Raw genomic sequence first — 12854 nt, 5'->3', positions numbered from 1 at the left:
ACTGCCTTTCATTCTTTCCGTATTGCACCTTTTTCTTTTGCAAGCTGCTCAAATGATTTCGCAGATTTTACAATGAATACTTTCGTTCCAATCGGAATTCGATCATATAAAAATTCTACATCCTTATTATTCATACGAATACATCCTTGTGAAACATACTTTCCAATGGAACTAGGGTTATTTGTACCATGAATACCATATTTGTTTCCTGTTGTACCTAGTGCATTAAATCCCAGCCATCGTGAACCAAGAGGATTTTTCGGAGAGCCTCCAGGAATATTTTTCTTTATGTACCAAGGCTTAACTACTTTCATCACAATATCAAATTCACCTTCGGGTGTTAGCTCTTGCGTTTTTCCTGTCCCAACCGGAAATACTTTTTGAATCATGCCTTTATCAATATAAGCAAGCTTATTTGTTTGTTTATTTATAATGAGATAAGGGTCTCCTACCCTTGGATTCTCTCCAAGTGGCCATAGAGGAGAAAAAAACAATAAAAAAGAAAGAACATATGCCAGCATACAGACACCCGCTTTCATTTAAGCTGTATCCTTATGTTTCCCCTTAAACTTCCCTTTAATAATTAAAAATTGTTCCATTTCATAGACAAGCTGTGCCAGCGAAGCACGTATCTCAAACTCTTCCCTTGTTTGAGGAAGCGGCATTTCTCTAAACAGCTCTTTCATTTCTTGAAGCTGGTAAAGAGAAATAAGTCCTGTACTGCTTGGGCGTATTGCATTTGCAACGCTTTCAATAAAGGAAGCAAACATGCGGGCTTGTTGATATGAGCAAGATAACTCTGCCACAAGCGGCATGACACGCATTAATATTTCAAATTGCTGCTTTCTCATACGAAAGTAACGATAATACTCGTTATCTTGATATCGATATCGGTTCTCCATCTCCCGGAACGCAAGAGGCACAGCTTCTTCAAACAGCTTTTCTGTTTCAAGCAGTTCCCGTCCATCCCATACCCGATTTTGATTTCGTAAAAAAGCTGCCATTTCCAATAGTAGCTTTTTAAAATTTTCTTCAATATTCTGTTGATACCTCTTTAAATCTTTTTCCACACTTGGCATATATAGATTGACCAGTAGTGCCATACCAATCCCAATAGTAAGGATAAAAAATTCATTTAAGACAACAGCCCATGTAATACTTTTTAATGAGTAAAGATGCATAACTATTACAGAGCTCGTTGAAATTCCTTCTGGTATATGCAGCGTAACAGCTGTAGGAATAAAGAACAATAGAAGTAATCCGATTGCCAATGGGTTGTACCCGAAAGCCTCAAAAAAGACCCAGGAAAATACAATTACCAGAAGACAGCCTAAAAAGCGATGAATAGATGCTTCCAATGATTTTCGCTTTGTATTTTGTACACACAGTATGACCAAAATGCCAGCGGAACTTGAAAACTTTAGATGCAGCATCTCAGCAATCGTCATTGCCAGCATAGTGCCAATTGCTGTCTTTAATGTCCTATAACCAATTTTATACATGACGCATCTCCTCGTGCAGCATAATGCAAAAAGAGATGACTGTTTCGTCATCTCCGATTTTATTATTCACATTTGTGTTTTCAATTACAACATTTTTTGTAAAAATTCCTGTGCACGGGCACTCTTTGGAGCTGTAAAGAACTCGCTTGGAGACGCGTCATCCACCAGCTGCCCGCCATCAAGAAACAATACACGATCTGCGACTTCGCGGGCAAAGCCCATTTCGTGCGTTACAATCGCCATCGTCATGCCCGTATGAGCTAACGACTTCATAACCTCCAGTACTTCTTTTACCATTTCAGGATCTAGCGCTGAAGTGGGTTCATCAAACAATATCACTTCCGGTTCCATTGCTAGTGCACGAGCAATGGCTACACGCTGCTTTTGCCCACCTGATAAACGCCCCGGATACTCATTCGCCTTCTCGGACAACCCTACTTTCGCGAGCAATTCTTTCCCTTTTACCTCAGCATCCGCCTTACTAACTCCCCTTACGGTTATAGGAGCATATGTTAAATTTTCTAACACTGTCATATGAGGAAACAGATGAAAATGCTGGAACACCATACCTACATTTTGACGAACTTTCATAATATCGGTTTTCGGATTTGTAATCTCTTTCTCACCAATCCATATCTGCCCTTTTGTCGGTTCCTCCAACAAGTTCATACAGCGAAGAAACGTAGACTTTCCTGACCCAGAAGGACCAATAATGGCAACTACTTCTCCTTGCTGAATTGTTGTAGAAATATTTTTGAGCACCTGTAACTCTCCAAATGATTTATACAGCCCCTCTATCTTAATCACCTTTTCTCATTCTCCTTTCAATAGCTTTACCAAGCACTGTCAGCACCATAACTAAAATATAGTAAATGAAGCCTACAAATAGGAGCGGCTCAAAATAGGCGAATGTTTCTCCTCCTACAATATAAGCTCGGCGCATTAAATCCATTGCACCGATGACCGTTACTACAGCAGATTCTTTCGTTAATGTAATAAATTCATTCATAAGTGCTGGTAAAATATTTTTTAATGCTTGCGGAAAAATGATATTAGCCATCATTTTCGAATATGGGATACCAAGTGCTGCCGCGGCCTCCGATTGTCCTTTATCCACAGCTTGAATACCGGCGCGAATAATCTCTGACATATACGCACCCGAGTTTAATCCAAATGCCAATACTGCCGCTAAAAATGCGTTAATATCATACCCGATTAATTGAGGTAGTCCATAATAAATGATCATTAATTGCAGTACAAGCGGAGTACCTCTGAAAATGGATGTATATATATCTGCCAGCCACATCAAAGGTTTAATTCTTGAAATTTTTAATAATGCCAGCAGCGTACCTAATGTAAATCCTAATAAAGCAGACACAGCAACAATTTGCAGCGTTACCTTCAATCCTACTAATATATACGGCATTGACGGGACGATTTGCGAAAAATCGAGATTCATCTTTGCGACCATTCCTCTCCTGATTAAAAGTCAAGAAAGAATCCTCTGACATGATATTTTCTCTGTCAAAGGATTCCTTATTCTTGCGGGGATTATTATTGTTCTCCACCAAACCATTTCTTAATTAATTTTTCCATTTCCCCATTTTCTTGCATTTTCTTGATTACTTTATTGAACTCGTCTGTATACTTGCTTCCTTTCGGGAACGCAATAGCTGATCCTGCTTCATCAGATGCTTCTGGAATTTCAATGCTCTTTAGATCTTTGAATTTATCTAAGTATGCTTTTGCAACTGTATCTTCGATAATAGCAGCATCAAAACGACCAGCTTGAATTTCTTGTACTAATTGTGGTAGTTTATCTCTGCCCTGAATATCGAATGTAACGTTTTCTTGCAGTTCCTTCGCTTTTCCTTCTTGAATTGATCCAGTTTGTACCCCTACTGTTTTTCCCTTTAAATCTTCAAGCGTCTGAAGCGATCCGTCTTTGGAAACAATTAAATTTTTCGCTGTATAGTAGATATCCGTGAAATCTGCATTTTTCTGACGTTTTTCCGTAGGAGTCATACCTGCCATTACAAAATCTACTTTTCCAGCTTCCATCGCTGTTAGCAAACCGCTAAAGTCCATATCTTTTATTTTGATCTCATAGCCTAACTCTTTACCAATATACTTTGCAATATCAACATCAAAACCGATAACATCTTCGCTCTTTTGGGTTTCGATATACTCGTAAGGCTTATAATCAGCTGATGTTCCCATTATCAATACTTTGTTATTACCTTCTTTTTTGCTGCAAGCACCCAACATACCGATTACTAGAATGCTAGCCAACATAATGGATAGTAATTTCTTCATTTTCCATTCCCCCTATTATACATAATTCCCTAAATTTAATTGTTATTATCAGGAAAATACCCCTTATAATCCAGATGAAATTTTGTTGTTTTTATTCAACAAAATGAATTTTAACACATTTAAATAATTATGCAATAGTAAATTAGAAAAATTTTTTATTTATTTTCATCAATTAATAATAAAGTCAATTATATCAATAGTTTTTTAAACAAATATTTTTTACTATACTGAAAATACATTATGTTTGCATGCTATTCCTTTATATTTATTCAGTACTATACAGAAATTGTTTTTAATGCTTTTTAGAATTCTCTTAATAGTATGCGCAAAAAAACGGCTTTCACTTATGCCAATAGTGAAAACCGTTTTTTTAAATAGCTTACAAAGTTTATTTATTTTTTATATGCTCTTTTTCAGCTCCATGCTCCGGTTCATGTTTATGGTTTTCTTTTTCTTTTTCACTTTTCCTGTTTTCTTTATTTTGGGAATACGAGTGAGCTATGCTTGTCTTAACATGTTGTGTTGAAGCAGGCACCTGTTTTTCTTTTTGTTTTTCTTTTTCCTTTTTCTCTTCGAGCTTTGGTTCCTCATCCTTCTGTGGTGATGGCACTGGTTCAACTTTCTTTTCCGGAACCTCTCTTTGTATTTTTTCTTCCTGTTGCTTTTCTTTATACTGACTAGTTGTCATTCCTTCTTTTTCTGCTGCTTCACGTTCCTTCACTGTACTCTTCTGAACAGAAACTTCTATATTTTTCTTGTCATATTTTTTTTCTATCTCATTTATTTCTTGATCTAAAGCCTTCTGAACAGCTGCTTGTTTTTCCCCATCTTTAACAACCACAGTTAATACAACATCCTCTTCTTCTGTCCAGTAGCCATCTTTTTTACTTTGCTGGACTATATCTTGTACCACTTGATTGAGAGATTTATTTTTCCATTTAGTTATTTCTTGTACAACTTGTTTTCCTTCTTTGTTATACGCCTTTAGCTCCAATACATGAAGCTTTTCATCTACTGCTGCTTCCACACTCGGATTAACATCAATCGCAACATACGCCATTACTTTTTCAGGATGGCTCATATAAATACTCAAAGTAAGCCATATAATTGCACATGCTGCGGCAGCGGCTATATATTGCATTCGTAAAAAAGAGGGGAAAGTAAGTCTAGCTGCCACAATGTCGCTGTCAGCAAAAGCTATCTCCTCGCCAACTTCATATTTGTTCTTCTTCTTGCATGTCACGTACTGTCCAGTCGGCGTCAAAACTATAACACTTCGCACACTCTTGGATAGAATAATTCCTTTATTCATCACTCACACCTCCTTTTATATACTCCTTTATATACACATAATCATTTGTCAAAATAATGCACATCGCAATAATATATTTCCGGTGCCTTTCCAACGTTTTTCTGCTCACACGCACCATATCCTCAATCTGTTTTAACGGCAGTTTCTTTTTTTGAAACAGTTCATTTATTAGTTCTTCTCGTTGAGAAATTTGAACCGCAACTTCCATCATTGACGCTCTAGAATCGCGATGTTTAGGAGATTCTTTTACTAAATCTTGAAATGTAATTCTAAACGACTTTAACACTGTCTGAAAATGAAGTATTTCCTCTTTCCGCTCTGTATTTTCCATTTCCTTCAAGTATTCTGTGAGGGATACTTTCATTTCCTCTACCTCTTCTTGCTGTTCTTCTTTTAAAAAGACAAGATTATGTCTCATTTCCTTTCGTAAATAATCAATTACATCTCTTTTTATAAGAAGTGCAGCAAATGATAAAAAGGAAGCCCCTTTTTTGTAGGAATATCGTTCGACAGCCTCATGAAAAGCTAATAATCCGATGCTGAATTCATCGTCCTGTTCATAAATGTAGCGATTGCATACAGAAGAGACGGTTTTTTTGATAAATGGCTTGTACTTTGCAAGCAGTAACTCACTGTCTTCTTCCCCTTGCTGAATACGAGCAACAGTATCTTCAACAGCGTTTCGCTTTATATTGAATAGTAAACTAAACACAAGAACTACCTCATTTCCTGACAACCATATATGGTAATAGTCACTTCATCCCGAAGTGACTATTTTACCATATTTCTTATCGATCATGCTTTTCTTCAGATTTTTTTTCTGAATGTTTAGCAGATTTTTTTTCTTCTGTCTGGTTTTCTTGCATTTCTTTATGGTATTTATGCGTTTCTTTACGTTCAGTCTTTTCTTGTTGTTTCATTTCCTTATGCGCATCTTTTTGCTCATTGTGCAGCGCTACATGTTCTTTCACTTGATTTTTTACAGTAACAGAATCCTTCTCTGCTTCAGACTCTTGTACTGGTTGCACTTCTGTTACCTCAGATGGTTGTCCTTCAACAACTTGAAGTGTACCTTCTTGTTCCATATCTGCCGTTTCTTGTTGCTTCATTTCAATTTTTTCGATTCTTTGTGCGATTTTTGCAAAGCTTTTTTCGATATTTTTAGCTATAGCATACTTTGCCTTTGCATTTTTATGTTCAACTTTGTCTAATACTTTTGCTAATGCTTCGATATTGTGGCCAATATGCATTTTTACTTTAGATACTTCTTCTGTCTCTGCTTTTTCAGTGTCGGCAGCTGTATCTTCTGCTTCTACTTGTTCAGTGTCAGCATCTACATTTTCTACTTCTACTTGTTCAGTTTCTGATTTTTCTACAATATCATCCGCTTTGTCCAAGTTAGATACAGCTGCATTTAATGTCTCTTTTAAAAGATCCTCTTTTCCTTCTTTTAAAAGAACTTGCGCTTCAGCCATACGCTCCGCAGCAAATGTAGATAATAGCTTTGCTTTTTCTAAATCATTGTCCGCAAGAGCTAATTTAATTTTTTCAACCATTGTTTTCACAAAGTAGAAGAAATCTCCTTGTACTAAAGATGGTTGTTTTGTTTGTTCTGTTTTTACTTCGTCTGTTCCATCTGCATAAGCTGCTGTACCCACAACGAACGGACTGCAAACTAGCATTGCTGATAAAGTGGCCTTCATTACTGCATTTTTCATAAATTTTTCACCCCATTAATTTTTTCCACTATATTCATTCGCAGAGTTTGTCTGTTTTGTGGGGGTAAACAAAAAAAAGCTGATATTAGCATCAGCTTTTACACTTCCTCACAATATTGATCAAAATAGTTTTGAAGCTTCGTTACAACCTCCATAGGAGTATGCCCTTCAATCTCATGGCGTTCCACCATTGTTAAAATTTTTCCGTCTTTCATCAATGCAAAAGAAGGGGAAGAAGGCGGATACCCTTCAAAATATTGTCTTGCCTGCTGCGTTGCTTCTTTATCTTGGCCTGCAAAGACAGTTACAAAATGGTCTGGACGCTTATCATAATGAATGGCATGTGCTGCCGCCGGACGAGCTACTCCACCTGCACAGCCGCAAACAGAATTTATCATAACAAGCGTAACTCCATCCTTCTTAAATACCTCATCTACTTCTTCAATTGTTTTCAGTTCTGTATAACCAGCTGCTACAATCTCTTCGCGCGCTTGACGAACAACATCGTTCATAAAAAAATTAAAATCGATGTTCATATTTTCCCTCCTCAAAGTGGTCTAATACTATATTACCAACACAGAGGAATTCAATTCAACAAATACGATTAACTTCTTACTCTCCTCGTATTCTCCCTTGTTCGTAATGATTCATCAGTCTTTCAACAACATTTGTTACGGTTTGTGTTCCTTCCAATATATCCCGTTCACATAGAGGCAGCATTTCTTTCATGCTCGGATGAGAAAAAAAACGCATTTCCAGCTGTTCACGAATGGATGCATACAACCAATTCTTCTTCTGTGAATTTCGTCTCTTCTGAAACACTCCCGATTGTTTCGTTTGACCAGCAAACTCTTGTACCACATCCCAAAATATATGCAATCCCTCTTTATATAATGCAGAACAAGTACCCACATATGTACTCCAACCTTCTGTAACAGGCTGAAACAAATGAGACATTTGTTCGTAAAGGGACACTGTTTGCAAAGCACGGATTTTATTATCACCATCCGCTTTATTAATCAAAATGGCATCAGTAAGCTCTAAAATACCGCGTTTAATCCCCTGTAGCTCATCTCCAGCTCCCGTTAATGATAACAAAAGAAAAAAATCCACCATATCACGAACCATGCCTTCGCTCTGCCCAACTCCGACCGTTTCTACTAAAATCACATCATAACCAGCGGCTTCACAAAGTAATATAGTTTCTCGTGTTCTTCTGTTTACTCCTCCTAACGTCCTCCCAGACGGAGACGGCCTAATAAAAGCATTGGGTTGTTGTACAAGCTGTTCCATTCTTGTTTTATCGCCAAGAATGCTTCCACCCGTCAAAGAACTGCTCGGGTCTACAGCAAGAACAGCAACCTTATGCCCCTTCTCACAAAGCAGTGTGCCAAATGCTTCAATAAAGGTACTTTTCCCTGCTCCTGGTACGCCTGTAATACCGATTCGTATTGAATTTCCTGTATAAGGAAGAATATGCTGAATTAAAGTCTGTGCTTTTTGCTGATGCTTCGGAGCATTGCTTTCTACTAAAGTAATTGCTTGTGCCAATATGGTACGATTACTTTCCTTAACTCCCTCTGCTAACTCGTTTGCAGTCAATATTTTTTTTCTAACGGTCTGTTTCAAAGGAGCGGGCTCCCCCACTCCTTTCATGACCTTTGAAGCAAAAGCATCATCATGTTCATTTGGCACCCATTCTGGCCGCTTTTGTTCCTCTTTCATACTTTATTCCTCTTCCTCTATACGTCTCTCAATCTCTTCTACAATTGTTTCCGCTGCTTGTGGAATAACAGTACCAGGTCCAAAGATAGCGGCTGCACCTTGCTCATACAAATACTCATAATCTTGTACCGGAATAACTCCTCCAACAATGACAACAATATCTTCTCTTCCCAACTTTCGAAGCTCATCTATTAATTGTGGAAGCAAGGTTTTATGTCCTCCAGCCAAAGAACTCATTCCCACGCAGTGAACATCATTTTCGACAGCTTGTCGAGCCGCTTCTTCCGGTGTTTGGAATAGAGGTCCCATATCCACATCAAAGCCCATATCAGCGTAAGCGGTAGCTACTACCTTTGCTCCACGGTCATGACCGTCTTGTCCAAGCTTTACAATGAGAATACGCGGACGACGACCTTCACGCTCTGCAAAGGCATCGATTTTCTCTCGTACTCTTTGAATCTCATCTTGCTTTTCATATTCCGAGCGATACACGCCGCTTACCGATTGGATAACAGCTTTATGACGACCAGCTACTTTTTCAATCGCATCAGAAATTTCTCCTAATGTAGCACGTGCACGCGCTGCTTCGATTGAAAGCTCCAGCAAGTTTCCTTCTCCTGTTTGTGCCGCTGTAGTGATCGCCTCTAATGTTGTTTGAACGCTTTGTTCATCTCTTCCCTTCTTTAAATCTTCCAATCTTTGCAGCTGCTTCTTTAGAACTGTCGTGTTATCAATATCTAAAATTTCAAGCGGCTCTTCCTTATCTAGGCGATATTTATTTACCCCGATAATTGCTTCTTTTCCTGAGTCAATATGCGCCTGTCTTCTAGCTGATGCTTCCTCTATTCTTAATTTTGGTATCCCTTTTTCAATTGCTTTTGTCATGCCTCCGAGCGACTCAATCTCTTCAATGTGCTCCCACGCTCGTTTCATGAGCTGTGAGGTTAGTGATTCCACATAGTAAGAACCGCCCCATGGATCTATAACAGAAGTAATACCCGTCTCTTCTTGTAAATACAATTGCGTATTGCGAGCAATACGCGCAGAAAAGTCTGTTGGCAGTGCAATTGCTTCATCTAACGCATTAGTGTGAAGCGATTGCGTATGACCTAATGCAGCCGCTAATGCTTCCACACACGTTCGCGCAACATTATTGAATGGATCTTGCTCTGTCAGACTCCAGCCCGATGTTTGCGAATGTGTTCGCAAGGCAAGCGATTTTTCATTTTTTGGATGAAACTGCTTCATCAGCTTTGCCCACAATAAACGTCCCGCACGCATTTTTGCTACTTCCATAAAATAATTCATGCCAATCGCCCAGAAGAAAGAGAGCCGCGGAGCAAAGGCATCCACATTTAAACCGGCCTGCAAGCCCGTACGTACATATTCAACCCCATTTAACAGTGTGTAAGCTAATTCTAAGTCTGCTGGTGCTCCTGCTTCCTGTAAGTGATAGCCTGAAATACTGATGCTGTTAAACTTCGGCATATGTTTGGATGTATAAGCAAAAATATCAGAAATAATGCGCATTGACGTTTCTGGAGGATAAATATAAGTATTACGTACCATATATTCTTTTAAAATATCATTTTGAATTGTTCCTGTAAGCTGCTCCTGACGAACCCCTTGCTCTTCTGCCGTTACAATATAAAATGCCATAATCGGTAAGACAGCTCCGTTCATAGTCATGGATACAGACATCTGATCAAGCGGAATACCGTCAAATAAAACTTTCATATCTAAAATAGAGTCAATAGCCACACCGGCTTTTCCAACATCACCGATAACACGCGGATGATTGGAGTCATAGCCGCGATGCGTTGCTAAATCGAACGCGACCGATAACCCCTTTTGTCCGGCTGCTAAATTCCGTTTATAAAATGCGTTGCTTTCTTCAGCTGTTGAGAATCCAGCATACTGTCGCACTGTCCACGGACGGTTTGTGTACATCAATGGATACGGTCCGCGATGATACGGAGCAAGCCCTGGTTTAAAATCTAAGTAATCTAAATCTTCCACATCCTTTTTCGTATACACAGATTGAATATCAATTTTTTCATTAGATGTATAAACCGTCTTTGCTTCTGGTTCCTTCCAATCTTCTTTCGTAAAACTTGTCTGAAAATCCATTACTGTAAAATCCGGCATTTTCATCCAATCACCTCCAACTCGTTATGCAATGTATATAATAACGGCAGTAATTCACCTGATTCATGTATAAATCCAGTTATCCCTTGCTGCAATAATTCTTGTTCATGTTCTCCTTCCAAGGTACCAACGACAAATACTTTCACTTGTCCTGCTTTTTGCAGTACAGTTGAAATACTAACTCCCAGATTTTCACCATCTACAAAAATAGCATGTGCGTCTTCTGGAATAGCTATAGCCTCAATGGAAGAGGCACTTAATTTGAAAACCTCGAACCCGCAGGCTTCAAGAATACCTGTAAGATATGCGTCCTTATTTGTAGTTTGGACAACCACTAGTTGAGGCCGCTTTCCTTTTAACTCTTCGTATTGTTCAGCAGCTTCTCGCAGCACTTCAAACGGCTGAGCGTCTCGAATGGAAATTAACGGCTCGACTTCAAGCTCTTCACCGGTCATTCCTTGCATCATTTCTCCAAGAGTCACACCTAAAGAAGCTGCATGAATTAAAGTGTCTATTTTTCTTTCATTATACAGAGCAAGCTTTTTACTGAGTTCACCTAGCTGCAGCACCTGCTCGTGGCTCTGTTCTTTATACAGCTGTATGCCTTCGATGCGTTGTTGTTTCTCTTTTTGTTTTTGTACCTTTAAACGCTGTTCATCCTTTTTAATGTAAATATTTGTACCGATAATTTTTTGATGCAAACCCGTTACTTTTTCATAGCGCTTTTTAGCAGTCGATTTAATCTCCTCTTGAATAAATCCATCTTTCAGCGCCTTGCTCATCCCTCCGCGCTGTTCGATGGCCTGGAACAATTCCCAAGCCTTTTGTGCTAAGGTTTCCGTCAAAGCCTCAACATAATAAGAACCGCCAGCTGCATCTATCACCTTAGACACATGAGCTTCACCATGTAAAATATGCTGAATGTTTCGAGCCCAGCGATTCGAATGGTTCTCTGCAGTCTCATAGACTTCATCAAATGTACTCACATGTAAGCTGTCAGCACCTCCGACAATGGCTGAAAATGCTTCTGTTGTTGCGCGAAGCATATTGACATAAGGATCATATGCAGTTTTCGTACGGCTTGATGTACGAGCATGTAACAGCATCGTTTGTTTGTCTGCACTTGCTCCAAAAGCTTCGGCAATTTTTTTCCATACCACGCGTATTGCACGAAACTTAGAGATCTCAGTAAACAGATGATTCCCAGCAGATACAATAAAGGTGAACTGATCACATATATCATCAATCGCTATATTTCTTTTTAGACATTCCCGCACATACTCTGCAGCCGTCGCAATAGCAAACGCCACTTCTTGTACGGCATTTGCGCCAGCATTATGATATGTATCTGTTTTAATAAAAATAGTCCTTACATTTGGGGCATATTCTTTTGTCCATTTTACAGAAACAGCCATATCGTCATAGCATGTCTCTAAAGGCATCGGCAATTTCCCTTCACCGGCTAGATAAGCAAGCGGGTCGGCGCCTAGAGACCCAAACATATCAGAAAAAGCCACCCCACGCTCTTTTACATAAGAAAATAATAATGATAATAAAGGTACAGACGTAAAACCGGCGTATGCCATTAATGGATAGGCTGTAATTGGTATATTATTAAAAACGCTTTCAAAATCATTCTTACAATTTAAAGAGATTCCTTTGTTCACAACATGCTCTATTGCCACTTTGTCTGAATCCTTCCCTTGCAAAGTTGCATGGTCAAGTACAATGTGCAATACTGTTTGACCATGTTCAAGAGCGTCCCGAATAACACGATTTGCTGCTTCAGAATCCTTTCCCCATAGCTCTTGGGCAATACCTCTTGTTTCCTTAGGAAATAAGCCTGCTATGTTGTTTATTTTTTCAAGGCTTACATCCTCTTTTGTATACAAAGGCTTTAGCTGAATTTGCTCAATAAGTTCTGATACAATCGTATCGAATGGCCGCCCTTTTAGCGTTTTCTCTGCTAATGTCTCCCATTCTTGATAATCTGGCATCCTAAACTCCTGAAACGTATCTTTCACGCTCATCCACCTTGCTCCCCTTTCCTTATAGATTAAGCTCCCATCGCCAAAAGACATTGCTTTCTATTTCAGATGGTTTGTTAATCAAAAGATAATTATATCAATATAA

Annotated in this window: 12 protein-coding genes; all 12 read right to left on the bottom strand. The window is 38.8% G+C overall.

What is annotated here, in order from left to right:
• Positions 1 to 8 precede the first annotated feature (8 nt).
• Positions 9 to 518, bottom strand: coding sequence for a L,D-transpeptidase (locus J7Q84_RS08575; protein ID WP_209094267.1), 510 nt, complete (start codon positions 516 to 518; stop codon positions 9 to 11).
• A 21-nt stretch (positions 519 to 539) separates the two neighbouring features.
• Positions 540 to 1502, bottom strand: a complete 963-nt coding sequence (locus J7Q84_RS08570) for an aromatic acid exporter family protein (RefSeq protein ID WP_209094107.1) — start codon at positions 1500 to 1502, stop codon at positions 540 to 542.
• Between the two features lie 84 nt (positions 1503 to 1586).
• Entirely contained in the window at positions 1587 to 2309 is a 723-nt protein-coding gene (locus tag J7Q84_RS08565; RefSeq protein WP_209094106.1) for an amino acid ABC transporter ATP-binding protein, read from the bottom strand.
• Complete coding sequence (locus tag J7Q84_RS08560; protein WP_209094266.1) at positions 2302 to 2961, bottom strand: amino acid ABC transporter permease; 660 nt, start codon at positions 2959 to 2961, stop codon at positions 2302 to 2304. The genes J7Q84_RS08565 and J7Q84_RS08560 overlap by 8 nt, the downstream gene beginning before the upstream one ends.
• 95 nt (positions 2962 to 3056) lie before the next feature.
• On the bottom strand, positions 3057 to 3818 hold the full coding sequence (locus J7Q84_RS08555; RefSeq protein ID WP_209094105.1) for a transporter substrate-binding domain-containing protein: 762 nt from the start codon (positions 3816 to 3818) through the stop codon (positions 3057 to 3059).
• A gap of 388 nt (positions 3819 to 4206) precedes the next feature.
• Complete coding sequence (locus J7Q84_RS08550) at positions 4207 to 5130, bottom strand: anti-sigma factor domain-containing protein (RefSeq protein ID WP_209094104.1); 924 nt, start codon at positions 5128 to 5130, stop codon at positions 4207 to 4209.
• Positions 5123 to 5842: an RNA polymerase sigma-I factor gene (sigI, locus tag J7Q84_RS08545; protein ID WP_209094103.1), complete on the bottom strand. Its 720-nt coding sequence runs from the start codon at positions 5840 to 5842 to the stop codon at positions 5123 to 5125. The genes J7Q84_RS08550 and sigI overlap by 8 nt, the downstream gene beginning before the upstream one ends.
• A gap of 76 nt (positions 5843 to 5918) precedes the next feature.
• Positions 5919 to 6848, bottom strand: a complete 930-nt coding sequence (locus J7Q84_RS08540) for a DUF5667 domain-containing protein (protein ID WP_209094102.1) — start codon at positions 6846 to 6848, stop codon at positions 5919 to 5921.
• 98 nt (positions 6849 to 6946) lie between these two features.
• Positions 6947 to 7384 carry a BrxA/BrxB family bacilliredoxin gene (locus J7Q84_RS08535; RefSeq protein WP_209094101.1) on the bottom strand — a complete coding sequence of 146 codons (438 nt, stop codon included), beginning with the start codon at positions 7382 to 7384 and terminating at the stop codon, positions 6947 to 6949.
• Positions 7385 to 7460: 76 nt separating this feature from the next.
• Complete coding sequence (gene meaB / locus J7Q84_RS08530) at positions 7461 to 8573, bottom strand: methylmalonyl Co-A mutase-associated GTPase MeaB (RefSeq protein ID WP_209094100.1); 1113 nt, start codon at positions 8571 to 8573, stop codon at positions 7461 to 7463.
• A gap of 3 nt (positions 8574 to 8576) precedes the next feature.
• On the bottom strand, positions 8577 to 10727 hold the full coding sequence (gene scpA / locus J7Q84_RS08525) for a methylmalonyl-CoA mutase (RefSeq protein WP_209094099.1): 2151 nt from the start codon (positions 10725 to 10727) through the stop codon (positions 8577 to 8579).
• Positions 10724 to 12751: an acyl-CoA mutase large subunit family protein gene (locus J7Q84_RS08520; RefSeq protein ID WP_209094098.1), complete on the bottom strand. Its 2028-nt coding sequence runs from the start codon at positions 12749 to 12751 to the stop codon at positions 10724 to 10726. The genes scpA and J7Q84_RS08520 overlap by 4 nt, the downstream gene beginning before the upstream one ends.
• Between the last annotated feature and the right edge of the window lie 103 nt (positions 12752 to 12854).

This window comes from Bacillus sp. 165, assembly GCF_017742235.1.
In the GTDB taxonomy this organism is placed as follows: domain Bacteria; phylum Bacillota; class Bacilli; order Bacillales; family Bacillaceae_G; genus JAGHKQ01.
The sequence above is the reverse complement of the archived record's forward strand: the minus strand, read 5'-3'. Positions and strand labels throughout refer to the sequence as shown.